This is a genomic window from Rhizobium sp. 01T444, from assembly GCF_056398305.1.
Genome location: NZ_JBFTPD010000024.1, coordinates 16,030 through 40,768 on the forward strand (window position 1 = coordinate 16,030; position 24,739 = coordinate 40,768).

Consider the following 24,739-nt stretch of genomic DNA (forward strand, 5'->3'; position numbering starts at 1 on the left):
GACTTTCGCGCAAGGCCTTTCATGACAGTTGGCGATGGTCTATATCAGCGGCGCAAAGAAAAATCGATTGGGTAAGCACCGTTTTGATGCACTTTTCGGCGCCGGATGCGGGCAAGTTCAATAGGATACCTGCGACACTGCCCCGACAGGCCGTTAAGCCCCCTCTTTTCGGCGGAACGGCAGCGTCCCGTTTGCGCGCCGAATTTCTCCAGCCATAGATCAAGGATGACGAACGTGGACTATATCTCGACCCGCGGCGAGGCCCCTTCCCTCGGCTTTTGCGACGCCCTTCTGGCAGGGCTGGCGCGCGATGGCGGGCTCTACGTTCCTCGCAAATGGCCGAGTTTTTCCAAGAAGGAAATCCGGGCGCTGCGCGGCAAGACCTATCAGGAGATCGCCTTCACCATCCTTTCGCCCTTCACCAATGGCGAAATCCCCGATGAAACCTTCCGGGCGATGATCGACGAAGCCTATGGCACTTTCCGCCATCCAGCGATCGCGCCGCTGGTACAGACCGGCCCGAACAGTTTCGTGATGGAACTCTTCCACGGCACGACGCTCGCCTTCAAGGATGTGGCGATGCAGCTTCTTGCCCGCCTGATGGATTACGCGCTGGAAAAGCGCGGCGAGCGGGCGACCATCGTCGGCGCCACCTCGGGCGATACGGGTGGCGCTGCGATCGACGCCTTTGCCGGCCGTGAGCGCACCGACATCTTCATCCTCTTCCCGCATGGCAAGGTCTCGCCGGTACAGCAGCGGCAGATGACGACGTCGACATCAGGCAATGTGCATGCGCTTGCCGTCGAAGGCAATTTCGACGATTGCCAGAACCTCGTCAAAGCCATGTTCAACGACGCGGCCTTCCGCGACAAGGTGAAGCTCTCGGGCGTCAACTCGATCAACTGGGCGCGCATCATGGCCCAGATCGTCTATTATTTCACGACAGCGATCGCACTCGGCGGACCGGACCGGAAGATCTCGTTCACGGTACCGACTGGGAATTTCGGCGATATCTTCGCCGGCTATTGTGCCAAGCGCATGGGCCTGCCGATCGACAAGCTCGTCATCGCCACCAATGAGAACGATATCCTGGCGCGGACGCTGAAGACCGGCCGTTATGACATGAAAGCGGTGAAGGCCACGAGTTCGCCTTCCATGGATATCCAGATATCCTCCAACTTCGAGCGACTGCTGTTCGAGGCCTATGACCGCGACGCCTCCAAGGTTCGCGCCGCCATGGAAAGCCTCAAGCAATCCAACGGCTTCGAGATCTCGCCCGAAGCGCTGAAATTCATCAGAAAGGATTTCCGTGCCGGCCGCGCAAGCGAGCGCCAGGTGGCGGAAACGATCCGCAAGACCTATGCGGAAACCGGCTATCTGCTCGATCCGCATTCGGCGATCGGCGTCTTCGTGGCCGCCAAGCGAGAAAAGCCGAATACGCCGATGGTGACGCTTGCCACCGCCCATCCGGCGAAATTCCCGGCTGCCGTAAAATCCGCCTCCGGTATTGACCCGGCGCTTCCGACGTGGCTTGCTGATGTGATGCACAGGGAGGAGCGCTTCCAGATCATCGAGCCCGAGCTCAAAGCGGTTGAAACCTTTATCGGCAAGCATGCCCGCAGCTAGATGACGGCAGGCGCAGAAAGATAGCACATGACAGTTGAGTGCACCCGGCTCAAATCCGGGCTGACAGTAGTCACACAGACCATGCCGCACCTTGAAAGCGCTGCGCTCGGAGTCTGGATCAAATCAGGTTCGCGCAACGAGACGGAAGACGAACACGGCATTGCCCACCTGCTCGAACACATGGCCTTCAAGGGAACGGCACGACGTACCGCCCGTGAGATCGCCGAGGAAATCGAGGATGTCGGCGGCGAAGTGAACGCCGCGACGTCCACCGAGACGACCTCGTATTATGCCCGCGTTCTGAAGGATCACGTGCCGCTCGCCGTCGATATCCTCGCCGATATTCTGACAGAATCCGCCTTCGAGGAAGAAGAGCTGGAGCGCGAGAAGCAGGTCATCCTGCAAGAGATCAACGCGGCCAACGACACGCCCGACGACGTCGTCTTCGACCGCTTCTCCGAGGTCGCCTATCGTGGCCAGACGCTCGGCCGGCCGATCCTCGGCACGCCGGAGACCGTCGTTTCCTTCACGCCGCAGCAGATCCGCACCTATCTCGGCCGCAACTACACGACCGACCGGATGTTCGTGGTCGCAACCGGCGCCGTCGAGCATGACGAATTCGTGCGCATGGTCGAGGACCGCTTCGCCAGCCTGCCGACCACGCCCAACGCGCCGCCAGTCATGGAGGCTGCACGCTATATCGGCGGCAATGTGCGCGAGCCGCGCGACCTCATGGACGCGCAGATACTGCTGGGCTTCGAGGGCAAGGCCTATCATGCCCGCGATTTCTACTGCTCACAGATCCTCGCCAATATCCTCGGCGGCGGCATGTCCTCCCGCCTCTTCCAGGAAGTACGCGAGTTTCGCGGCCTCTGTTACTCCGTCTACGCTTTCCACTGGGGCTTTTCCGACACCGGCATCTTCGGCATCCATGCCGCAACCGGTGGCGAGAATCTGCCGGAGCTGGTGCCGGTCATCATCGACGAGTTGCACAAGTCGGCGGACAATATCGACCAGAAGGAAATCGAGCGCGCACGGGCGCAGATCCGCGCCCAGCTTCTCATGGGCCAGGAAAGCCCCGCTGCCCGCGCCGGCCAGATCGCCCGGCAGATGATGCTCTATGGCCGTCCGATCTCCAATCCAGAGATGATGGAGCGGTTGGAGGGCATCACCATCGAGCGCCTCACCGATCTTGCCGGTCGCCTTTTCTACGATACCGTCCCGACGCTTTCGGCGATTGGTCCGCTCGAGCAGCTTGCCCCGATGGAAGACATCACCGCCTCGCTTTCGGTTCCGGCACCGAAGACGAAGCAGGCAAGCCGCTGACCGACACATACGTTGCGCCGGGGGTTATCGATGCCAAAATCGGTTTTTCGGTTCCTTTCGCGACAGCCCGAAGCGGTCGAACTCGAAAACGATAAATATGTCCTGCGCCTGCCGCGCTACCAGGATTTCAACCAGTGGCACCGGCTCCGCGCCGACAGCCGCCGTTTTCTGGAACCCTGGGAGCCGACATGGCGGCGCGACGAGCTGACCGAAGGCTCGTTTCGCGCCCGCGTCATCCGCGGCAAGCAGGAATATGCCTCGGGACAGGCGATCCCGCTCTTCATTTTTCTGAGAAAGGATATGACGCTCGTCGGCGGCATCACCATCGGCTATATCCGCCGGGGAGCCGCCCAAAGCTGCATGATCGGCTACTGGATGGGCGAGCGTTATGCCGGCCAGGGACATATGTTCGCCGCACTTCAATTGGTTATTCCCTATATCTTCACAGGGCTTGAGTTGCACCGTATCGAAGCAGCCTGTATTCCAGACAACGCACGGAGCATTCGCCTGCTTGAGAAAGCCGGGTTCCAGCGGGAAGGCTACCTGCGCGGATATTTGAAGATCAACGGTCAGTGGCATGATCACGTGATGTTTTCACGCCTAGCCACCGACGCGGATACAGGCAGGAAACCCAACAGCCGATGAACAAAGACCGCATGCTGCTGACGTCACCGTCCGGACGAGTGATCGCGGTGATCGCAGCCCTTCTCCTGTCGGTATTCGCCCTTGCGGCGGGAACCGTGCAGGCGGCCGAACCGGTTAAGATTTCCCGCGACGATACTGCGCTGGACCTGACTGCCACGACTGAAATCTACGCCAACCAGGGCGAGGCCTTCCAGGTTTCCACCGCCGCCGGTGCCGATGGTATCCGCCGACGTATCGAAGTGCGCGCAAGCTCGGAAAACCATCAGGGTGACTGGGCGGTCTTTGCGCTCGCCAATGTTTCGGAAGAACAGCTCGAGCGCGTTATCGTCGCGCCGCACTTCCGTCTCGTCAATTCCAAGCTGTTCTGGCCCGATCTCGGCTCGCAGCGCATTATTGCTATCACGCCGAGCGAAGGTTTTGCGCTCGACCGCCAGCCGAGCGACGAGGCCGATGTCTTTCGCATCACGCTGAACCCTGGCGCCGTCATCACTTTCGTTGCCGAGCTTGCCACACCCGACCTGCCGCAAATCTATCTATGGGAGCCGGATGCCTACAAGGACACGATCAACGCCTTCACGCTCTATCGCGGCATAGTGCTCGGCATTGCCGGCCTGCTCGCGGTCTTCCTGACGATCCTCTTTGTCGTCAAGGGAACCTCGATGCTGCCGGCGACGGCGGCACTCGCCTGGGCGGTGCTCGGCTATATCTGCGTCGACTTTGGCTTTCTCGGAAAGCTGATCAGCGTCGCCTCGGCGGATCAACGAATATGGCGCGCCTGTGCGGAGGTGGCGCTTGCCTCCAGTTTCGTGATCTTCCTGTTCACCTATCTCAATCTCAACCGATGGCATGTGCATCTCGGCTATGCGACGCTTGCCTGGGTTCTCGGTCTTGCCCTTCTGTTCGGCGTTGCGATCTACGATCCGTCAATTGCGGCGGGCATTGCACGGCTGTCCTTCGCACTGACGGCGGCGACCGGTCTGCTGCTGATCATCTATCTCGGCTTCAATCGCTATGACCGCGCCATCCTGCTCGTGCCGGCATGGGCGCTGACGCTCGTCTGGCTGTTTGGCGCATGGATGACGATCACCGGCCGGCTCGATAATGACATCATCCAGCCGGCCCTTGGCGGTGGCCTCGTCCTCATCGTACTGCTGATCGGCTTCACCGTCATGCAGCACGCCTTTGCGGGCGGCGCTTTCCAGCAGGGGCTATTCTCCGATCTCGAGCGCCAGTCGCTGGCGCTGACGGGCTCGGGCGATATGGTCTGGGATTGGGATGTGGCGCGCGATCGCGTCGTCACCATTCCCGATGTTTCCGTCAAACTCGGACTTTCACCGGGCACGATGCATGGCGCGGCGCGCAACTGGCTGCCGCGGCTGCATCCTGACGATCGCGACCGTTTCCGGGCGACGCTGGACGTGCTGCTGGAACATCGGCGCGGGCGGCTGAACCATGAGTTCCGCATCCGCGCCGAAGACGGTCACTTCCACTGGCTCTTGATCCGCGCCCGGCCGGTACTCGGCTCGAATGGCGAGATCATCCGCTGCGTGGGCACGATCGTCGACGTGACAGAGCAGAAGAATTCCGTCGAACGGCTGCTGCACGATGCGCTTCACGACAACCTGACGGGCCTGCCGAACCGGCAGGTGTTCATCGACCGCCTGCAGTCGGTGCTGACGCTGGCACCGGGCGGCGAGACGCTGCGCCCGACCGTCATGGTGATCGATATCGACCGCTACAAGCTGGTCAATGATTCTCTCGGTGTCGCCGCCGGTGACAATATCCTGATCGCGCTTACCCGCCGCCTGCGCCGCCTTCTGAAACCGCAGGATACACTGGCGCGCCTTTCCGGCGACCAGTTCGGCCTCATCCTCGTTTCCGAGCATGATCCGGCCAAGGTTGCCGATTTCGCCGATGCGATGAGCAAGGCGATCATGGTGCCGATCAACTTCTCCAATCGCGAGATCATCCTGACGGCCTCCATCGGTCTCACCTCCTGGGTGGACCAGCAGGAGAGCGCGTCGGGTCTGCTCAGCGACGCCGAGCTTGCCATGTACCGGGCCAAACGCGCTGGCGGCAATCGGGTGGAACCGTTCCAGCCGGCTTTCCGCGATTTCGGCACCGATCGCCTGCAGCTTGAATCGGATCTGCGCCGCGCCATCGAGCGCAAGGAGCTTTCGATGGTTTACCAGCCGATCGCACGGCTGGAGGATGTCGAGATCGCCGGCTTCGAGGCGCTGATGCGCTGGGAACATCCCAAGCGCGGCAATATCCCGCCGTCCGAATTCATCCCGATCGCCGAATCTTCCGACATTATCGGCGCGCTCGGCATCTTCGCGCTGGAGCAGGCGACCAACGACCTGATGGGGTGGCAGAACCAGACCGGCGAGCTGCCGATCTTCGTCTCCATCAATCTGTCGAGCGTGCAGCTTCTCAACAACGATCTTTACGACGATGTCCGTTCGGTACTGGCGAAGACCCATTGCGATCCTTCGCGGCTGAAGCTGGAACTGACGGAATCCATGGTGATGGAGAACCCGGAACAGGCTCGCCTCGTACTGCAAAAGCTGAAAGAGGCCGGCCTCGGTCTGGCGCTCGACGATTTCGGCACCGGCTATTCCTCACTCGCCTACCTGACCCGCTTCCCCTTCGACACGATCAAGCTCGACAAGGCGCTGGTGCGCGACAACAGCGACAAGAAGGCGACCATCTTGAAATCGGTGATTGCCATGGCGCGCGAGCTGGACATGAAGGTGGTGGCCGAAGGCATCGAGTCCAATGAGGATGCGATCGAACTTGCCAAGATGGGCTGCAGCTACGGCCAGAGCTATCTCTTCGGCCCGCCGATGCCGTCGGAATCGGTGCTGCGGCTGCTGAGGGAACGGTTTCCGCTGACGAAGCGGGCCTGATCCCAGAGCCTGTTTCATCGGATTTGCCGAGGAATTGGCACCTCTTGGATCGATACGGCTTTCCTTGCCTGCGGCGGCCATTGACCATTGGCCGCCGATATGCGCCTCTGCCTCAGCGCAACAAGGAAAATCCGATGCTCAAGCTTCTGCTCGCCCTCTCGATGGGCGCCTTTTGCGTCTCTCCGGTATACGCCGCCGAAATTCACCCGCCCTCGCTGAGCTGCCTGGCGGCAGCAGCGCCGGCGCGCTGCGAAAAATTGAAGGAGGATTTCACCGCCGCCTATGCGCTTGCCCACAAGGGCGATCATGGCGCGCAGGTGACTGTAGCCTTCTGCCTCTCCACTGGTTGCCGAGGTGCTGTGATCATCGACAAGGTCGCCGCTTGCAGCTGGCATATCGTCATCGCCAATTCCGGGGCAGCAACCGTCATAGACGGCTCCAATCTCAAGGATACCTGCCGGCCGATGACGGAAGAGCAGAAGGCGGCTGCACGTGCCTTGTCCCATGATCTCGTCCGCAAGATCTATAACCGTCCGGTGGCGGTGGCGGACCAGATGTAGGCTGGGTTGGACTTCGACAGGTCTGGCGGCTGCGGGCGCGAAATATCGTTGCCCTTGTCGTTTTCGTCGCTATTCTGCCCGAAAACATAATCGGGAGGTACCTTATGATCCTGCACTGCGTATTCATGCGTCTGAAGAGCGCTATGACACCTGACGACAAGCAGGCGCTGTTCGACGCCATCGTGGCGCTGAAGCAGGTGATCCCGGGAATTCTTGACATTAAATACGGGCCGAATGTCTCGCCCGAGGGGCTGCATGGCGGTTTCGTCGACGGCTTTGCCGTGACCTTCGAAAGCCCCGAGGCTCGTGATACCTATCTCGTGCATCCCGAGCATGTGACCGTCGGCGAGCGCATCGTCTCGTCGACGGATGGAGGCCTGGCGGGCCTCCTGGTTTTCGATTTCGTTCTCTAAGATCCCCTCAGCTCAGCTCGATTTCGCCATGGCGGCGGAGAGCTGGTCGACATTGTGGCGGAACATCCTCTCGTAGGTCGGGGCCGGGCCTTTCGAGTCCGAGAGAGATTCGACGTAGAGCTCACCGCCCGGCTCGGCGCCTGTCGCAGTGGCAACCTGCTTGACGAGGCGCGGATCGTTGGAGTTTTCGAAGAAATAGGTTTTCACGTGCTCCTGCTTGATCTGCTCGATCAGCTTGGCAACGTCGGCGGCCGATGCTTCGCTTTCGGTGGAGAGGCCGAGGGGTGCGAGGAAGCTGACATTATATTCGCGGCCGAAATAACCGAAGGCATCGTGGCTGGTCAGCACCTTGCGGCGATCGTTGGCAATCTTGTCGAACTTGGAATGCGCATAGGCGTCCAGCTCGTCGAGCGTCTTCGTATATTTCTCGGCATTGGCCTTGAAGGCATCGGCATCAGCCGGATCGGCTGCGGAAAGCGCCTTCTCGATATTGGCGACCCAGACCTTCACATTGACAGGGCTGTTCCAGACATGCGGATCGGTGACGGTTTTACCATCCTCTTCCATCGTGCGGGTGTTGATGCCTTCGGACACTGTGACCGGATTTCCCTTGTAGCCGGAGGCGGTGATGAGGCGGTCCATCCAGCCTTCCAGCCCCTCACCGCTGACGAAGGTGACTTTTGCAGCATTCAGCGCCTTGGCATCGGCCGGCGACGGCTCGAATTCATGGGGATCTCCGTTCGGACCGACGAGGCTCGTGACCTTGACATGATTGCCGCCGACCTGTCGGACGACATCAGCAAGCACGGTGAAGGACGCAACGACCTTCAGCGTTTCTGCCGAAGCCGGCACGGCTGAAAGCGTGATCAGCACGGGCAAGGCGGCGGAGAGAAGCAGTCTGCTAGGTAACATCGATGTCTCCTGTAATCAGCCCTTCAGATGCGGGCGGGGGAAGAAGCGCCGGGCAAGGCCCGACGGCGCGAAGAAGATGGAGAGGCCGTAGAGCAGCGCCGCCGTCATGATGATCGTCGGGCCAGAGGCAAGTTCGAGATGATAGGAGGCGATAAGGCCGAGATAGCCGGATGCCGCAGCACTTGCCGCCGCTGTCATCATCATGGCCGGCAGATTGCGGGACCAGAGCTGGGCGATCGCCGCCGGCAGCATCATCAGGCCGACGGCCATCAGCGTGCCAAGCGCCTGGAAGCTCGCGACAAGGTTCAGCACCACAAGCAACAGAAAGAGGAAATGATAGACCGGCCCGCGCCCGCCGACGGCGCGCAGGAAGCCCGGATCAAAACATTCCGCGACCAGCGGGCGGTAGACGATCGCGAGCGCCAGCAATGTAACCGACGTGATGGCGCCGATCTGCGTCAGCGCCGGCGCGTCGATGGCAAGGATCGTGCCGAAAAGCACATGCAGCAGATCGATGTTCGAACCGCGCAAAGAGACGATGAGGACACCCAGGGCCAGTGACGCCAGATAGAAGCTTGCGAAACTCGCATCCTCCTGCAGCACGGTCATACGGCTGACGACACCTGACAGCAGCGCAACGGAGAGACCTGCTACGAGACCACCAATACCCATTGCCGTCAGCGACAGCGAGCCGGCGACGAGATAGCCGACCGCAGCACCAGGCAGCACGGCGTGGCTCATTGCGTCTCCCATGAGGCTCATGCGGCGAAGCATCAGGAAAACACCGATGGGGCCGGAGCCGAGACCCAGGCATAGGCAGGCGACGAGCGCGCGGCGCATGAAGCCATAATCGGCGAAAGGAGCGAAGAAGATATCGTAGGCCGTCATGCCGCAGGCTCACAGGCTTCGGCATCCTCATCCCAGCGTTCGGCCATGGCGCGGGCCTGCAGAAGATTGGCAGATGACATGACCTCCTGCGTCGGCCCCCAGCCGATCAGCCTGCGGGCGAGCAGCAGGGTTTCCGGGAAATGTGCCCTCACCTGCTCGAAATCATGAAGCACCGCAATCACCGTCCGCCCGTCGCCATGCCAACGGACGACGATGTCGAGCAGATCCCTCGTCGTGCGGGCATCGATGGCGGTGAAGGGTTCGTCAAGCAGGATGATACGCGCATCCTGCAGCAGCAGGCGGGCGAAAAGCACGCGCTGGAACTGGCCGGCCGAAAGCGAGCCGATATGGCGCTTTTCGAACCCTTCCAGACCGACGGTGGCAAGTGCGTCGCGGGCACATGCGGCTTCTTGTTTTGCGATGCGGCCAAAGGCACCGGCCGAGCGCCAGCTTCCGAGCAGCACTGTATCCAGCACTGAGATCGGGAAACGCCTGTTGATCTCTGCCGCCTGCGGAAGATAGCCGAAATCAGTGCGTTGCAGCCGATGCTCCACCCGCCCTTCGGCAGGACGCAGCTCCCCCATGATCGCCTTCAGCAACGTGGATTTTCCCGCCCCATTCGGCCCGGCGATTGCTGTCAGGCTGCCGGGCTGGAACGTGCCGGAGAGATGATGGACAGCAGGATGACGATCATAGGAGACCGTCAGATTGTCGAGGCGAATGACTGGCGCGCTCATGGCAGGAGGATCGCCCAATGGATCGCGAGCCAGAGAAGTGCGACGATGGCGACCGCACCGCAGGCGCGCAGAAGTGCCGATTGCCCGAGGAGACTGACGGCGAAACGTTCCTGATCGGGCGGCATTCTCAATCCTCATATGTAATAACATTACCGTTATGTTATAACAATTATGGCAAGAATGAGGCGAGGCCGCTCTTGATGCAATACGGCGGATGCCCAGCGCGACATTGACGCTTACTTCAGCGATCAAAATTAAAAAGGGCGCCAGAAGGCGCCCTTGCGTAACAACGGGAGCTTTTCCGGCTCAGAGCTGTTCGAGCATCGCAGCCGCGCCAGAAACCGTTGCCTGGCCGGGCGTTTCCTCGACGTTGAGCGACTTCACGACGCCATCTTCGACCAGCATGGAATAGCGCTTCGAGCGGACACCAAGGCCGCCGCCGGAGAGATCGGCATCGAGACCGACTGCCTTGGTGAAGCCGGCATCCCAGTCGGCGAGGAAATGAATCTTGCCGAGGCCGCCCGAAGACTGCGCCCAAGCGCCCATGACATGCCAGTCGTTGACGGCGAGAACGGCGATGTCGTCAACGCCCTTGGCGAGGATGGCATCGCGGTTTTCCAGATAGCCCGGCAGATGGTTCAGCGAACAGGTGGGCGTGAAAGCGCCGGGTACGGCGAAGAGCACGACGCGCTTGCCGGCAAAGAGCTGCTCGGTGGTGGTTTCGACCGGGCCGTCTGTGGTCTTTTCCTTGAAGGTGGCGGCAGGAAGCTTGTCGCCGATCGCGATGGTCATGGATTTTCTCCTCGGTTCTGGCTGGTTGCGGCAAGACCGCATAGGGATTGAGAGGGACTATAAGATGCGGTCAATCAAAGGCAAGCGTGGTTTCCATGGCGCGGACGCCGTCAACGATCAGTACCCCCCACTGCTTGCCCTTGATATCGTAGTTTTTCGGTAGCTTTCCGATGGCAATATCGGCGGAATAGGCCTTGCCGCTGCGCCCCACATTCATCTGCTTGGTGAAGGCGTAACCGCTCGGGCCGGTGACGATGATTTCGGGCGTTCCATTCCCTGCTTCCGGCAGAGTAACCTTCAGCGAGAGTTGCTTCAGGTCGGGTGACATCCCGTGTGCCACGACCTCGAAATCGGCAGACGGCGCTTCGGGAAGGCGGCCAGCGGCGCTCTGAAGGATCATTTCCTCCTGCGGGCGCGACTGGGCGACAGTACCAAATTTCAATGAAAGCTGCGCCTGGAACGGAATGCAGATATCCTTGCAGATGCCGATGAAAGCGGTGGCTTCGAGAACGACCGGTCCCACTTTCGAAGCCGTCAGCGATAATGGCAGGGTCACCGGTGTCTCATAGCCGATATCCTCGACCTTGCCGCTGGAGATATGTTTCGGAACGGGATAGGAAATGGCGTCCAGCGTTACACCGCTTTGCGGTGCGATGGTGATCTGCGGCGGGATGCCGTTATTGCCCGGTTCACGCCAATAGGTGATCCAGCCAGGCTTCGGCTCGATCTGCAGGCCTGCCCTTATATGGCCATCAGCGTCCGGCGGCAGCGCCACGAGACGCATGCGGCCACCCTCGTTCTCCGCCCAGTCGCTCATTTCCGCATGCGCCTGACGCAGCAATCCGAGCATGGACGCAGCCGAAATGACTGCAATTAATGGCGCGCGCGCGAGCAATGAAATAACTCTCATGGAACAAGGGTTTACCGAAACTTGCCAATTGCCGCCAGAAGTCCCGCCCATATAAATCTTCATTTTCAGTTGATTGATTTGTGACATTGCCCCATGTTTCTCTTGTCGGAGCCTTTGTGCGGTCTGGCGGCAGGAGGAACCATGTCCCTAGCAACGCTGAAGAACAGACGGGAACGCGGATTTTTCGACGGTCAGTTCCTGATCGCCATGCCCGGCATGGAGGATCGCAACTTCGCACGCACAGTGATTTATATCTGCGCCCATTCGGATGCAGGCGCCATGGGCTTTGTCATCAATCGCCCGCAGAGCCTGACCTTCACCGATGTCCTGCTGCATCTCGACATGATCAAGCAGGAAGATTCCATCGTGCTGCCGAAAGATGCGCGGGAGTTTCCGATCCAGACTGGTGGGCCGGTCGAGAGCGGTCGTGGTTTCGTGTTGCATTCCGACGATTATGTCAGCGATTCCTCCATCCCCGTCAGCGACGATATCTGCCTGACGGCAACGCTCGATATCGTGCGCGCCATCTCCAAGGGCGGCGGTCCCAAGCGGGCCACCATGCTACTCGGCTATTCCTCCTGGGGTGCGGGCCAGCTCGAAAACGAGGTGGCCTCCAATGGCTGGCTCAATTGCGCGGCCAATGAGGAGTTGATCTTCGATCGCTGCCTCGATGACAAGTATGAGCGGGCGCTTGCCAGCATGGGTATCACGCCTGCCATGCTTTCTGCAGAAGCCGGCCACGCCTGACTGCATCATTCCGGAACGAAACTCGTTCACTGGCGTTTCCTGTCGGCAAACACGGATACTCCGTCCGTGATCCGAGAGGAGACATACAAATGGGTAGCACTGGCGACAAGATTTCCGGCAAGGTCAACGAGATGGCCGGCAAGGCGAAGAAGACGGCCGGCAAGGCCACCGGCAACCCCGAAATGCAGGCCAAAGGCGCCATGCAGGAAGCCAAGGGCAAGGCCCAGGTCGCGAGCGGCAAGGTCAAGGACAAGCTGGAAGGCGCTGTCGACCGGCTCTGACGCCCTATCTTATTCATAGGTGCAATGCCTGTCGCATCCGTGTGCGGCGGGCATTTTCCATCATATCCTGCCTGTAGGGGGCTGCCATGAGGCTGTTTGCCTGCGACAATTGCGATCAGGTCATCCATTTCGACAACAGGCAGTGCGTGCGCTGCAACCATCGCCTCGGCTTCTTCGCGCGCGATCTTTCCATGCATGCGCTGGAATCGCGCGACGAGACGAACTGGCAGCTTGTCTCCGATCCGAACCGGCTTGTGCAGTTCTGTGCCAATGCGGGCCTCGACATCTGCAACTGGCTGGTCGATGACAACAATGATTTTTGCATCGCCTGCCGGCATAACCGGCTGGTGCCGAATACCGACACGCAAGATGGGATCGACCGCTGGCGCCGCATCAGCCAGGCGCAGCGCCACCTCTTCTATTCGCTACTACGCTGGAACTTGCCGCATCCCAACCGGCGGGAAGACCCGCAAGGCGGCCTCGTTTTCGATTTTCTCGAAGACACCGTGCAGAATGACGGCAATGTCGTACCGGCCATCACCGGCCATGAGGACGGGCTGATCGCGATCCGCGCAGCGGAAGCAGACGATGTGACCCGCGAGCAGGCGCGCATGGCGATGGATGAACCCTATCGCACGCTGCTCGGCCATTTCCGCCACGAGACCGGGCACTTCGTCTGGAACAAGCTGGTCCGCGATCGCAATGGATTCGACGAGTTCCGCGCAGTCTTCGGCGATGAGCGGCAGGACTATGGCGCCGCATTACAGGATCGCTATGCCAATGGGCCAGTTGCAGGCTGGCAAGAGAACTTCATCAGCGCCTATGCTTCCGTTCACCCTTGGGAAGATTTCGCAGAATGCTTCGCGCACTACCTGCACATTGTCGATACACTGGAAACGGCGCGTGGCTTCGGCATCGCGATCGATCCGCGCGGGCATGAAGAAATCGCCGGTGAAGTGGATTTCAATCCCTATCGGGCACAGAGCGTCGAACAGCTTGTCGGCGCCTGGGTGCCACTCAGCCTTGCGATCAACGCGATCCAGCGCAGCATGGGACAGCCGGATTCCTATCCCTTCGTGCTGTCACCGCCTGTCGTGACAAAGCTCGAATATATGCACCGGCTGATACGGAATGCTACGGCAGAGCAGCGGCAGGCGGCCTGATCAGCCTGCCTTCTTGCTCTTCTTGAAAGGCTCCATACCCTTGCGGGCGAGCTCATCAGCACGCTCGTTTTCGGGGTGGCCGGCGTGGCCCTTGACCCAATGGAGGGTCACCTTGTGCCGGTTGCGGGCCTCTTCCAGCGCCTGCCAGAGTTCGGCATTCTTCACCGGCTTATTGTCCGATGTCCTCYAGCCGTTCTTTTTCCAGCCGAAGATCCATTTGGAAATGCCGTCTTTCACATAGGCGCTGTCGGTATAGAGATCGACCTCGCAGGGCTCCTTCAGGGCAGTCAGTGCGGAAATGGCAGCCAGGAGCTCCATGCGATTGTTGGTGGTTTCAGCCTCGCCACCGGAGAGTTCCCTCTCGACCTCGCCGTAGCGCAGCACAGCGCCCCACCCACCGGGGCCAGGGTTGCCGGAGCATGCCCCGTCGGTGAAGATATCGATGTGCTTCATAGGCTCAGTCCATATTCGGCGGGCGAGGAAATCTGGCGGTGGAAGCGCAGCTTGCGCAGATATTCCAGCGGATCCTTCTTGGTGACCATCGCGCCCTCGGGCGTCGTCAGCCAGTCGTAGAGACGGGTCAGGAAGAAGCGCAGCGCCGAGCCACGGGAGAGAACCGGCAGAGCTTTAATCTCCGCCTCGCTCAGCGGCCGTACGCTCTGGTACCCTTCCAGCATCTGCATGCCCTTGGTGATGTTGTAGGCGCCATCCTTCTCGAAGCACCAGGCATTGAGGCAGATCGAGACGTCATAGGCGAGCAGATCGTTGCAGGCGAAATAGAAATCGATGAGGCCCGAGAGCTCGTCGCCGAGGAAGAAGACGTTGTCAGGGAAAAGATCGGCGTGGATGACGCCAGCCGGCAAATCCTTTGGCCAATAGGCCCGCAAGAAATTGAGATCGCTGCGGATCTCGTTCTGCAGTCCCGACTCGACCTCGTCGGCGCGTGCCTCGGATTTGTCCCAGAGCGTCTGCCAGCCTTCCAGCGACAAGGCATTCGGCCGCGTCAGTGCAAAACCTTCACCAGCAACATGCATCTGCGCCAGCGCCTTGCCGACTTCGCGGCAGTGTTTGGCTTCCGGCTTTCTGAGCCACATGCCTTCAAGGAAGGAGATGAGTGCGGCGGGACGGCCCGACAGAGTGCCGAGCAGCGCGCCGTCCTTGCGCGGCAGCGGCAGTGGGCAGGACAGGCCGCCGGCAGACAGATGCTGCATCAGGCCGAGGAAGAAGGGCAGATCGCTCTTTTCCACCCGCTTCTCGTAAAGCGTCAGGATGAGCGGCGCCTTGGATGTGTGCAGCAGGAAATTGGAATTCTCCACGCCTTCCGCGATGCCCTTGTAAGAGAGCAGCGTACCGGCATCATATTCGGTGAGAAACCATTTCAGATCGTCTTCGGCGATATCGGTATAAACTGCCAAGGTGGGTATCTCACTGTAGAAGCGGTGTCATCAGGTAGGCAGGACGGAGGGTGGGCCCCTCACCTCATTCCCCGTTCACGAATGCCATGTCAGCCGTCGTCAATTCAAGGCTGCGCAGTTCGCGATTGACGAGGAAGTGCTCGTTTTCCTGCACGGTTTCGGCAAGCTCGACGCGGGCATCGAAGCGTGTGCGGAAGGCCTCGATGATCTCGTTGACGATCACTTCCGGGGCGGAAGCACCGGCGGACAGGCCGAGCGTGGCAATCGGGCCGATCTCATCCCAGTCGAGCTCTGAAGCACGCTGCACGAGGATCGACTTCTTCGCGCCTGCCCGGAGTGCCACTTCGACGAGCCGCTTGGAATTGGACGAATTCGGCGCGCCGACAATGATGAACAGATCGCAGCCGGGGGCTGCTTCCTTCACCACTTCCTGGCGGTTGGTCGTGGCATAGCAGATGGAATCAGCGGCCGGAGCCTGTAGCTTGGGGAAGCGCTCTTCCAGCCGTTTGATGACGCCGGCGGTGTCGTCGACCGAAAGCGTCGTCTGCGTGACATAGCCGAGATTATCGGGATCGACCGGCTGATAAACGTCCGCATCCTCGACAGTTTCGATGAGCGAAACAGTGCCTTCGGGCAACTGACCCATGGTGCCGATCACTTCGGGATGGCCGGCGTGGCCGATCAGGACGACATGGCGGCCGAGGCGATTATGGCGCATCGCCTGCTTGTGGACCTTGGAGACCAGCGGACAGGTTGCGTCGAGATAGAACAGGTTGCGGGCATTCGCATCCTCGGGCACGGATTTCGGCACGCCATGGGCGGAAAAGACAACCGGCTGGGCACGATGTTCCGCCGGGATCTCGTCAAGCTCCTCGACGAAGACCGCTCCCTTGGCTTCCAACCCTTCCACGACATAGCGGTTATGGACGATCTCGTGGCGGACATATACAGGCGCGCCGTAAGCCTTCAGCGCCAGCACGACGATCTGGATCGCCCGATCGACGCCGGCGCAGAAGCCGCGCGGACCGCAGAGCCTGATCGTCAACGGAGGTTTTGCCGCAATGTTCATAACATACCCAGGTTAAGCTTCAGGGACCTCTAACCCAATATGGGTCGGAATTGAAGCGATACTATTGCGCTGCACCCTTGCGGGGACGGAACCAGGAGATGGCGACGACAACGAGCAGCACCGCAGCCAGCCCGTACCAGGTGAAAGCATATTGCAGATGGTCGTTCGGCAGATCGACCTGCGTGACGCCGCCGATCGGAAAGCCCGCCGGGTTGGGCGTGGAATCGGCATCGAGGAAGAAGGGTAAGACATCAGCCTTGTCGAGGTCGACGCTCGACGCCATCACATCAAGATCTTTCCAGTAGAAGATATTCTTCGCCACGTCGTTGTCAGGCACGAGCGAGGAGGGTTTGCCGGGGAGTTTGGCACGCGCGAGGCCGGTTACCGTCTGCTGGTCCGTCAACTGGCCCTGCATCCGCATTTCCGGCTCCTTGTTCTCATAGGGAACGAAGCCTCTGTTGACGAAGAGGTAGCGCCCATCCGCGAGCTGCAGCGGCGTATAGATGTAATAGCCGGTCTGGCCACGCCAGGTGGCGAAGAAATGGCGCTCCTTGTTGTTGATGTAGCGGCCGGTGGCCGTGACCGTGCGATACTCGATGTCGCCGCCCTGAGCGGCCATGGCCTCGATATCGGCAAGCGGAACCGGGGCTGCGGCTCGGCGCTCGGCTATATCGGCGAGCAGGCCTTCCTTCCAGTGAAGACGCTCCACCTGCCAGGTGCCGAGCGAGATCAGGATGGCGAGCGCAATGAGAACGGTTATGCCGGTAAACACCGGCAGCTTGCGGCGCGGGGCCGGACTCTCGATGTCAGTCACTCAGGCGTCCCTCGCGGGCATTATGGCGATATTGCATGGCGATGAGGATGCCCTTGCACCAGCGCAACGCCAGCAGGGAGAGTATGATTGTGAGCGGAGCAAAGAGCAGAATGTGAACCCAGATCGGTGGCGCATAATTGACCTGCAGCCAGAGCACCGAACCGATGATGATGAAGCCGACGATGAGGATAACGAAGACGGCGGGACCATCGCCTGCATCGGCGAAGGAATAATCCAGCCCGCAGGCGGCGCAGCTCGGTTTCAGGCCGAGCACGCCATCGAAGAGCTGCCCATGACCGCAGCGCGGGCAGCATCCCTTGATGCCGGTCTTGACCGGATCGACCGGTGGAAATTGTGCGCTATCTTCGTTCATGCCGATCTCCATGCAGGCGGCTTTTCGTCGTCTGCCTTAACTCTCCCATAAAGTATTCGCATCCCGAATGGAAATACCTGCGCGATTTCGCCTCAGCGATTCGCGCCAAACAGAAGAAGAAGACTGATGACCAACGACAGCCATGCCGGACAGATCATTATCCTGAACGGCGCACCGCGAAGCGGCAAATCCAGCATTGCACGCGCAATCCAGGAAGAATTCGAGGGGCCGTGGATCAACCTCGGCGTCGATACCTATAATTCCATGACGCCAAAGCGCTACCTGCCCGGTATCGGATTGAGGCCCGGCGGCGAGCGGCCGGATCTCGAAGAACTCGTGCCGTTCCTCTATGCAGCGCTTTATGAATCGATCGCCATCCATGCCGGATTGGGGCTCAACGTCGTCGCCGACCTCGGCCACCACGACAGCTACTCGCAGCCACTCGGCATCCTCGGCGACTGCGCCAGACGACTGGACGGTTTTCCCGTGCTGTTCGTCGGCGTCAGATGTCCGATCGAGACGATCATGCAGCGGCGGGAAATCGCGGAGGAAGGGCGTGAGACCCTCTACCTGCGCGCCACCGGGGAGGCACCCGTGCCGGAACCAGTACAGCGCTGGCAGGACGAGGTGCATCGCCCCGGCCTCTACGACATGGAGGTTGATACATCCGTGCTGACGGCGCTCGAATGCGCCGAGGCGATCCGCCATCAGCTGGACCTCGGCATTCCCGAGCCTTCGGCCTTCGAGAGGCTGGCTGGCCAACGGTAAGACGAAGAGCAGCAGTTAAGACAAAGAGGCTTGGGATTAAATGACAGCCTGCCCCTACTGACAGACTGTCGTCAGCAAGGGTATAGCTTTGCTGAATTCATGCCGGGATGAAGATGTCGGGATCCGCGATATTACATCGACCCCGACAGCAATAAACTTCAGGCTGTCTGCTACGCGACCGACTGAGATACCTTTGAGAGGCGGAATGCCTGATACGTTTGATATCCACCCACTGACGGCCGATCGTTGGGCCGATCTTGAAGACCTTTTTGGTCCATTGCGCGGAGCCAATTCGGGATGCTGGTGCATGTGGCCTCGCATCAAGGGCGCTGACTACAAGGCAATGGAGAGAACTGGCCGGAAAGATGCTTTCCGGGCGATAGTGGAGGCTGGGCCGCCACCGGGGCTGATTGCATATCATCGCGGGACAGCGGTCGGTTGGTGTGCGATCGGCCCTCGGCCTGGCTTCTCACGCTTTCAAGAGGCAAAAACTTCACGGCCGCTGGAAGATGTGAGTGAGCCTGATGCTTCGAGTGTCTATGCCATCACGTGCTTTTTCATTCGCACAGGCTACCGCCGGCAAGGCCTTATGCGGCATCTTGCCAGTGCCGCCGTTGAATTCGCGATAGCCAATAATGCGGTTGCAGTTGACGCCTGCGCCATCGATCCCGAAAAACCTCTGACGTGGGGGGAGGGTTTTGTCGGTATCGCCTCGGTATTTACGAAGCTTGGATTCTCGGAGATCGCGCGCCGATCTCCGAGACGACCGTTGATGCGGCTCAAACTTTCCGAGCGTGAATGCTCCGAAGTTCGCTAGATTAAACTCCTGTCGCAAAAACCGCAAAAGTCGGAGTTTCGCGCCGATACTTGCGACAAGGAGTATTCCACTTTCGGTTAGGCGGGTCAGTGAGCACCCGCCTTTTTTGATTTCTATCCGGTCTCGATCAGCCTGCCGCAACCGGTGCGCCCCAGCCGCCCCAGACGTAGATGCAGAAGAACAGGAACAGCCAGACGACGTCGACGAAGTGCCAGTACCAGGCGGCCGCCTCGAAGCCGAAGTGCTGCTTCGGCGTAAAGTCACCGCGCAACGCACGAAGGAGGCAGACCAGCAGGAAGATGGTGCCGACCAGAACGTGGAAGCCGTGGAAACCGGTGGCCATGAAGAAGGTCGCGCCGTAGATCGAGTTGCGGAACTCGAACGGAGCATGGGCATATTCATAGGCCTGGACGGAGGAGAAGAGCACGCCGAGCAGGACCGTCAGCGTCAGGCCCTGGATAAGGCCCTTGCGGTCGTTGTGCAGCAGAGCGTGGTGAGCCCAGGTGACCGTCGTGCCCGAGAGCAGCAGGATGACGGTGTTGTAGATCGGCAGGTGCCAGGGATCGAGAACCTCGATGCCCTTCGGCGGCCAGACACCGCCGGTATAGGCAAGGCGCGAAGCCTGGATGGCCTCGTGCGGAAAGAGGCTGGCGTCGAAATAGGCCCAGAACCAAGCGACGAAGAACATCACTTCCGAAGCGATGAACATGATCATGCCATAGCGCAGGTGCAGCGACACGACGCGTGTATGGGCGCCCTCATGGGCTTCCTTCACGGTGTCAGACCACCAGCCGTACATGACGTAGAAAACGACAGCCAGCCCGATGAAGAAGAGCCACGGATGCGCCCATTCGATACCGAAAACATGCAGCGAGCCGCCGTTCAGGTAGCGCATGTAGCCGACGCCGCCAAAGGCCATCAGGAATGCGCCGAGCGAGGCCAGTATCGGCCACGGGCTCGGAGCTATGATGTGATAGTCGTGATTCTTCTGATGAGCATCGGCCATGTCAGATCCCCGGTGTCTTCCTTCTCCGCTTCCGGCACGGCCGGAAACACTCCTCAATCAAAGTTTCTTTTCAGCCTGTCCCGTTCCATCCTCATTCGAAGCCACCGGCTTCGGACCCTCTTTAGGATAGAACGTGTATGACAGCGTGACCGTGTGAATGCTTTTCGATTCAGCGGCCTTGGTAATCTCCGGATCGATGTAGAACACGACCGGCATTTCAAGCTTCTCGCCCGGCTTCAGGTCCGTTTCATTAAAGCAGAAACATTGCACCTTGTTGAAATAGGCGCCCGCCTCGCCCGGCGTCACGTTGAAGATCGCCTGGCCGCGCTGGGTTTCGTTGGAACGGTTTTCGGCAATGAAATTGACCTGGATGGTCTCGCCGATCTTCGGATTGACCTCGCGCTCGACCGGCTTGAATTCCCATTGCAGGCCGGGAGCGACGTTGGCGTCGAAGGTGACACGCATCGTACGGTCGAGAATGACGCTGGAAACCTGATCAACACGCTGTGTCGTGCCGTTATAGCCGGTCACCTGGCAGAAGAGCCGATAGAGCGGCACGGCGGCATAGCTTGCCGCGCCCATACCGACGACGAAGCTCAGGCACATGAAGACGACGGCAGCGTTGTTGCGCGGCTTCTTCGGTGTGTTGACGGCGTCGCTCATCTCATCAGCCTCCATGTCCGAGGAACTTGACGATGGTGATGACGTAAAAAAGGATTACCAGACCGGCGAGCACGACGCCGAGCGCAATGTTGCGATTGCGGCGCGACTTGCGTTGCGCTTCAGTAAGCTTGACCAATTCCATCAGAACGAGCCTCCTGCATACGAGGCCAGCATGGCGACCAGCCGGTCGAGCATCAGCGCGGAGAACACGGCGAAGAGATAGAAGATCGAGAAGCCGAACAGCTTCTTCGCCGGGATCATCTTGAGATCGCCGTCGGGCATGCGCCAGACGGCGATGGAACAGTATATGAAGACCGCACCGAGTGCCGCGGCCACCACGCCATAACCGACACTGGCAAAGCCGAGGAAGGTCGGCAGCACCGCGCATATGGCCGTCAGCACGGCATAGGCAACGATCTGGTGCTTGGTGGTGCGCTCACCGGACACGTTCGGCAGCATCGGCACGCCAACCGCTTCGTAATCTCGCATCTTGAAGAGGGCAAGCGCCCAGAAATGCGCCGGCGTCCACAGGAAGATGATGAGGAAGAGGACGGTGCTTTCGATCGTGACGGAATTCGTCACGCATGCCCAGCCGATCATCGGCGGAAAGGCGCCGGCCGCGCCACCGATGACTATGTTCTGCGGCGTCGAGCGCTTCAGCCACATCGTGTAGATGACGGCATAGAAGAAGATAGTGAAGGCAAGGATCGAGGCCGACAGCCAATTGACCGCGAGGCCCAGGATCGTCACCGAGAAGCAGGAGAGCACGAGGCCGAAGGCCAGGGCTTCCTTGGGCTTGATGCGGCCGGCCGGGATCGGGCGCTTGGCGGTGCGGCTCATGACGGCGTCGATGTCGGCGTCATACCACATGTTCAGTGCACCCGATGCGCCTGCACCGACGGCAATGCAGAGAATGGCGATCAGGCCGAGAACGGGGTTGATGTGGTCCGGCGCCAGCACCAGGCCGGCAAAGGCCGTGAAGACCACGAGCGACATGACCCGCGGCTTCAGAAGCTCGAAATAATCGCGTGCACTGGCTTCCGACAGGCGAAAATCGCCGTCTTCAGCAAGAGCCTCGTGATTGTCGATTACCGTCATCATTCCGTCCTGAATTCCTCAATCGCCAGACGCCGCAGAGGCCTGCGGCGTCTGGATCCGGCATCTTACTTGATGCGCGGAAGCTGTTCCCACTGATGGTAGGGCGGCGGCGAAGGCAGCTGCCACTCGAGGGTCGTTGCGCCCTCACCCCACGGATTGTCACCGGCAACGCGCTTCTTGGCGAAGGCTTCCCAGACACCGACAAGGAAGATGATCACGCCGACGAAGGAGATGTAGGAGCCGATCGACGAGACATAATTCCAGCCGGCAAATGCATCCGGATAGTCGATGTAGCGGCGCGGCATGCCGGCGAGGCCGAGGAAATGCTGCGGGAAGAACACCAGGTTCACGCCGATGAACATGACCCAGAAGTGCAGCTTGCCAAGGAACTCGCTATACATGTAGCCGGTCATCTTCGGGAACCAGTAATACCAAGCAGCGAAGATGGCGAAGACGGCGCCGAGCGACAGAACGTAGTGGAAGTGAGCCACGACGTAGTAGGTGTCATGCAGCGAACGGTCGAGGCCGGCGTTTGCGAGCTGGACGCCCGTCACGCCACCGACGGTGAAGAGGAAAATGAAGCCGATCGCCCAGATCATCGGCGTGCGGAAGGTGATCGAGCCACCCCACATCGTTGCGATCCAGGAGAAGATCTTCACGCCGGTCGGAACGGCGATGACCATCGTTGCGAAGACGAAGTAGCGCTGTGCGTCGAGCGACAGGCCGACCGTGTACATGTGGTGAGCCCAGACGACGAAGCCGACAGCACCGATGGCGACCATGGCGTAGGCCATGCCGAGGTAACCAAAGACCGGCTTCTTCGAGAAGGTCGATACGATGTGGCTGACGATGCCGAAGCCCGGCAGGATCAGGATGTAGACTTCCGGGTGACCGAAGAACCAGAACAGGTGCTGGTAGAGGATCGGGTCACCGCCGCCTTCCGGCGCGAAGAAGGCCGTGCCGAAGTTACGGTCGGTCAGCACCATGGTGATGGCGCCTGCCAGAACCGGCAGCGAGAGCAGCAGCAGGAAGGCGGTGATCAGCACGGCCCAGGCAAAGAGCGGCATCTTGTGCAGCGTCATGCCGGGAGCGCGCATGTTGAGGATTGTGGTGATGAAGTTGATCGCACCGAGGATCGACGAGGCGCCGGCAATGTGCAGCGAGAAGATCGCAAGGTCGACTGCCGGACCCGGCTGACCGCCGACTGCGAGCGGCGGATACATGGTCCAGCCACCGCCTGCACCGTATGCGCCGGCCGGGCCTTCGACGAACATCGAAATGACCAGCAGCAGGAAGGCCGGAACGATCAGCCAGAAGGAGATGTTGTTCAGACGCGGGAAGGCCATATCAGGCGCGCCAATCATGATCGGCACCATCCAGTTGGCAAAACCGCCGATCATCGCCGGCATGACCATGAAGAAGATCATGATCAGCGCGTGAGCGGTAGTGAAGACGTTGAACATGTGCTTGGCGCCATCGATGGCAGCATCGCCTTCGAAGCCGTAGACCATGGAGGCCAGGCCGTGGAAGATCTGGATGCCCGGCTCCTGCAGCTCCATGCGCATGGCAACGGAGAGAAGGCCGCCGACGATACCGGCGAAGATCGCGAAGATCAGGTAGAGCGTGCCGATATCCTTGTGGTTCGTGGAGAAGAACCAGCGATCGGCAAAGCTCGGCGTATGAGAGTGATCGTGATGGTCGTCATGCGCGTGAGCGTCATGAGCGTGGTGATCATGAGAATGATCGTCGTGAGCGGAAGGTCCAGCCATTGTCCCGATCCCTATCTTACTTTGCGACGTTTTCAGCGACATCAACGGTCTTTGCAGGACCATCGGCGGCGGCGATCAGTGTCTTGTAGGCGCCGGGCAAGTCACTGGCGGCCGAAGCCAGCCACTGCTTGTACTTGTCCTCGGAGACGACGCGGATGGCGATCGGCATGAACGCATGGTCCTTGCCGCAAAGCTCGGAACACTGGCCGTAGAAGAGGCCTTCGCGCTCGGCGCGGAACCAGGTTTCGTTCAGGCGGCCCGGAACGGCGTCGATCTTGACACCGAAGGACGGCATGGCGAAAGCGTGGATGACGTCGGTCGGCGCGGCGGTGACGAGAACGCGAACGGTCTTGTTGACTGGCAGCACGAGTTCGTTGTCGACGGCGAGCAGGCGCGGATAGACGGAAAGATCCGTCTTGCCCGCAGCGGCACGATCCGGCTCCTTCAGAAGATAGGAGTCGAAGGCGACAGGCGTTTCGCCCGAACCTTCATATTCATAGTTCCACTGCCACTGGGTCGCGGTCGCCTTGATGGTCACATCAGGGTTTTCCGGCAGGGTGAGCTGCGCGGTCAACAGGGTAAAGGAGGGAATGGCAAGGAAGAGAAGTACCAAGACCGGCCCCACGGTCCAGATGACTTCGATCACCGTATTGTGGCTCGTCTTGGAGGGAACGGGGTTTGCCGAAGCACGGAACTTGAAACAGACGACCAGAAGGAGAACGAGAACAAACAGCGTGATCGGAACGATGAACCACAGCGTGTATTGTTCGAACCAGTGGATCTCCCGCATGATCGGCGTCGCTGCCGGCTGCAGGGTAGCCTGCCACGGCATCGGCTGATCGGCATATGTGCCGGAAGCAAAAAGCAGACAGACCAGCGCGGTCAGAGCTGCAAAAGCCTTCTTAATCACCTTGTAATCTCCCTCGAGCGCTGATCTGCATCAAATCGGACGCAGAATCCTTGCCATCTTCTGCGCTTCAAACCACAGTTTGGCATCCGCCGCAACAGGCAGAAGCAATTGTCTATGCGGCATATTTG

Annotated in this window: 28 protein-coding genes; 11 read left to right on the forward strand and 17 right to left on the reverse strand. The window is 60.1% G+C overall.

Annotated features, from left to right (window positions below; all coding sequences use genetic code 11):
• The first annotated feature begins 225 nt into the window (after window positions 1-225).
• The 6 genes from thrC (at window position 226) to AC1DTN_RS26480 (ending at window position 7,479) form a co-directional block, all read left to right on the forward strand.
• Complete coding sequence (gene thrC / locus AC1DTN_RS26455; RefSeq protein ID WP_477923262.1) at window positions 226-1,626, forward strand: threonine synthase; 1,401 nt, start codon at window positions 226-228, stop codon at window positions 1,624-1,626.
• 27 nt (window positions 1,627-1,653) lie between these two features.
• On the forward strand, window positions 1,654-2,952 hold the full coding sequence (locus tag AC1DTN_RS26460; protein ID WP_310378360.1) for a M16 family metallopeptidase: 1,299 nt from the start codon (window positions 1,654-1,656) through the stop codon (window positions 2,950-2,952).
• Window positions 2,953-2,982: 30 nt separating this feature from the next.
• On the forward strand, window positions 2,983-3,597 hold the full coding sequence (locus AC1DTN_RS26465) for a GNAT family N-acetyltransferase (protein ID WP_113323094.1): 615 nt from the start codon (window positions 2,983-2,985) through the stop codon (window positions 3,595-3,597).
• Window positions 3,594-6,506 carry a sensor domain-containing phosphodiesterase gene (locus AC1DTN_RS26470; protein ID WP_113323093.1) on the forward strand — a complete coding sequence of 971 codons (2,913 nt, stop codon included), beginning with the start codon at window positions 3,594-3,596 and terminating at the stop codon, window positions 6,504-6,506. The genes AC1DTN_RS26465 and AC1DTN_RS26470 overlap by 4 nt, the downstream gene beginning before the upstream one ends.
• Window positions 6,507-6,640: 134 nt before the next feature.
• On the forward strand, window positions 6,641-7,066 hold the full coding sequence (locus AC1DTN_RS26475; RefSeq protein WP_113323092.1) for a hypothetical protein: 426 nt from the start codon (window positions 6,641-6,643) through the stop codon (window positions 7,064-7,066).
• Between the two features lie 104 nt (window positions 7,067-7,170).
• Entirely contained in the window at window positions 7,171-7,479 is a 309-nt protein-coding gene (locus AC1DTN_RS26480) for a Dabb family protein (RefSeq protein ID WP_113323091.1), read from the forward strand.
• A gap of 12 nt (window positions 7,480-7,491) precedes the next feature.
• Here AC1DTN_RS26480 and AC1DTN_RS26485 read toward each other — a convergent pair whose 3' ends face one another.
• The 6 genes from AC1DTN_RS26485 to AC1DTN_RS26510 all read right to left on the reverse strand — a co-directional run bounded on the left by AC1DTN_RS26485 (window position 7,492) and on the right by AC1DTN_RS26510 (window position 11,718).
• The gene (locus tag AC1DTN_RS26485) at window positions 7,492-8,391 is read right to left on the reverse strand and encodes a metal ABC transporter solute-binding protein, Zn/Mn family (RefSeq protein ID WP_477923264.1); all 900 of its coding nucleotides are present in this window, start codon (window positions 8,389-8,391) and stop codon (window positions 7,492-7,494) included.
• Window positions 8,392-8,406: 15 nt separating this feature from the next.
• Window positions 8,407-9,279 (reverse strand): metal ABC transporter permease, encoded by an 873-nt coding sequence (locus tag AC1DTN_RS26490; RefSeq protein ID WP_113323089.1) that lies wholly within the window; start codon window positions 9,277-9,279, stop codon window positions 8,407-8,409.
• Window positions 9,276-10,016: a metal ABC transporter ATP-binding protein gene (locus AC1DTN_RS26495; protein WP_477923265.1), complete on the reverse strand. Its 741-nt coding sequence runs from the start codon at window positions 10,014-10,016 to the stop codon at window positions 9,276-9,278. The genes AC1DTN_RS26490 and AC1DTN_RS26495 overlap by 4 nt, the downstream gene beginning before the upstream one ends.
• Window positions 10,013-10,141, reverse strand: coding sequence for a hypothetical protein (locus AC1DTN_RS26500; protein WP_439014268.1), 129 nt, complete (start codon window positions 10,139-10,141; stop codon window positions 10,013-10,015). Before AC1DTN_RS26500 ends, AC1DTN_RS26495 begins: the two co-directional genes overlap by 4 nt.
• Before the next feature lie 181 nt (window positions 10,142-10,322).
• Entirely contained in the window at window positions 10,323-10,808 is a 486-nt protein-coding gene (locus tag AC1DTN_RS26505; protein WP_477923266.1) for a redoxin family protein, read from the reverse strand.
• A 70-nt stretch (window positions 10,809-10,878) separates the two neighbouring features.
• Complete coding sequence (locus tag AC1DTN_RS26510; RefSeq protein WP_439014266.1) at window positions 10,879-11,718, reverse strand: protein-disulfide reductase DsbD domain-containing protein; 840 nt, start codon at window positions 11,716-11,718, stop codon at window positions 10,879-10,881.
• 141 nt (window positions 11,719-11,859) lie between these two features.
• On the opposite strand from AC1DTN_RS26510, the gene AC1DTN_RS26515 reads away from it, so the two are divergent.
• The 3 genes from AC1DTN_RS26515 to AC1DTN_RS26525 all read left to right on the forward strand — a co-directional run bounded on the left by AC1DTN_RS26515 (window position 11,860) and on the right by AC1DTN_RS26525 (window position 13,909).
• Window positions 11,860-12,465, forward strand: a complete 606-nt coding sequence (locus tag AC1DTN_RS26515) for a YqgE/AlgH family protein (RefSeq protein ID WP_007818010.1) — start codon at window positions 11,860-11,862, stop codon at window positions 12,463-12,465.
• An 89-nt stretch (window positions 12,466-12,554) separates the two neighbouring features.
• Window positions 12,555-12,746 (forward strand): CsbD family protein, encoded by a 192-nt coding sequence (locus tag AC1DTN_RS26520; protein WP_477923267.1) that lies wholly within the window; start codon window positions 12,555-12,557, stop codon window positions 12,744-12,746.
• A gap of 86 nt (window positions 12,747-12,832) precedes the next feature.
• Window positions 12,833-13,909: a zinc-binding metallopeptidase family protein gene (locus AC1DTN_RS26525; RefSeq protein WP_477923268.1), complete on the forward strand. Its 1,077-nt coding sequence runs from the start codon at window positions 12,833-12,835 to the stop codon at window positions 13,907-13,909.
• On the opposite strand, the gene rnhA is transcribed toward AC1DTN_RS26525, so the two are convergent.
• The 5 genes from rnhA to AC1DTN_RS26550 all read right to left on the reverse strand — a co-directional run bounded on the left by rnhA (window position 13,910) and on the right by AC1DTN_RS26550 (window position 17,580).
• A complete protein-coding gene (rnhA, locus tag AC1DTN_RS26530) occupies window positions 13,910-14,362 on the reverse strand; it encodes a ribonuclease HI (protein ID WP_477923269.1) in 453 nt (150 codons plus the stop codon). It abuts the gene before it with no gap.
• Entirely contained in the window at window positions 14,359-15,324 is a 966-nt protein-coding gene (locus AC1DTN_RS26535; protein WP_477923270.1) for a homoserine kinase, read from the reverse strand. The genes rnhA and AC1DTN_RS26535 overlap by 4 nt, the downstream gene beginning before the upstream one ends.
• 64 nt (window positions 15,325-15,388) lie before the next feature.
• Window positions 15,389-16,393 carry a 4-hydroxy-3-methylbut-2-enyl diphosphate reductase gene (gene ispH / locus AC1DTN_RS26540; protein ID WP_113323082.1) on the reverse strand — a complete coding sequence of 335 codons (1,005 nt, stop codon included), beginning with the start codon at window positions 16,391-16,393 and terminating at the stop codon, window positions 15,389-15,391.
• 61 nt (window positions 16,394-16,454) lie between these two features.
• Entirely contained in the window at window positions 16,455-17,207 is a 753-nt protein-coding gene (locus AC1DTN_RS26545; RefSeq protein WP_113323081.1) for an SURF1 family protein, read from the reverse strand.
• The gene (locus tag AC1DTN_RS26550; RefSeq protein WP_477923271.1) at window positions 17,200-17,580 is read right to left on the reverse strand and encodes a DUF983 domain-containing protein; all 381 of its coding nucleotides are present in this window, start codon (window positions 17,578-17,580) and stop codon (window positions 17,200-17,202) included. Before AC1DTN_RS26550 ends, AC1DTN_RS26545 begins: the two co-directional genes overlap by 8 nt.
• 126 nt (window positions 17,581-17,706) lie before the next feature.
• Here AC1DTN_RS26550 and AC1DTN_RS26555 point away from each other — a divergent pair, with 126 nt between their 5' ends.
• Window positions 17,707-18,348, forward strand: coding sequence for a chloramphenicol phosphotransferase CPT family protein (locus AC1DTN_RS26555; protein ID WP_439014264.1), 642 nt, complete (start codon window positions 17,707-17,709; stop codon window positions 18,346-18,348).
• 205 nt (window positions 18,349-18,553) lie between these two features.
• Window positions 18,554-19,165 carry a GNAT family N-acetyltransferase gene (locus AC1DTN_RS26560; protein ID WP_439014263.1) on the forward strand — a complete coding sequence of 204 codons (612 nt, stop codon included), beginning with the start codon at window positions 18,554-18,556 and terminating at the stop codon, window positions 19,163-19,165.
• A 127-nt stretch (window positions 19,166-19,292) separates the two neighbouring features.
• On the opposite strand, the gene AC1DTN_RS26565 is transcribed toward AC1DTN_RS26560, so the two are convergent.
• From AC1DTN_RS26565 to coxB, 6 genes are all read right to left on the reverse strand, one after another.
• Window positions 19,293-20,171, reverse strand: coding sequence for a cytochrome c oxidase subunit 3 (locus tag AC1DTN_RS26565; RefSeq protein ID WP_113323078.1), 879 nt, complete (start codon window positions 20,169-20,171; stop codon window positions 19,293-19,295).
• Between the two features lie 57 nt (window positions 20,172-20,228).
• Window positions 20,229-20,834: a cytochrome c oxidase assembly protein gene (locus AC1DTN_RS26570; protein ID WP_113323077.1), complete on the reverse strand. Its 606-nt coding sequence runs from the start codon at window positions 20,832-20,834 to the stop codon at window positions 20,229-20,231.
• A 4-nt stretch (window positions 20,835-20,838) separates the two neighbouring features.
• Entirely contained in the window at window positions 20,839-20,976 is a 138-nt protein-coding gene (locus tag AC1DTN_RS26575; RefSeq protein WP_007817987.1) for a hypothetical protein, read from the reverse strand.
• A complete protein-coding gene (locus AC1DTN_RS26580) occupies window positions 20,976-21,932 on the reverse strand; it encodes a heme o synthase (protein WP_037105949.1) in 957 nt (318 codons plus the stop codon). The genes AC1DTN_RS26575 and AC1DTN_RS26580 overlap by 1 nt, the downstream gene beginning before the upstream one ends.
• Before the next feature lie 65 nt (window positions 21,933-21,997).
• The gene (gene ctaD, locus AC1DTN_RS26585; protein WP_007817983.1) at window positions 21,998-23,701 is read right to left on the reverse strand and encodes a cytochrome c oxidase subunit I; all 1,704 of its coding nucleotides are present in this window, start codon (window positions 23,699-23,701) and stop codon (window positions 21,998-22,000) included.
• A gap of 16 nt (window positions 23,702-23,717) precedes the next feature.
• Window positions 23,718-24,611 (reverse strand): cytochrome c oxidase subunit II, encoded by an 894-nt coding sequence (gene coxB, locus AC1DTN_RS26590; protein ID WP_113323075.1) that lies wholly within the window; start codon window positions 24,609-24,611, stop codon window positions 23,718-23,720.
• Between the last annotated feature and the right edge of the window lie 128 nt (window positions 24,612-24,739).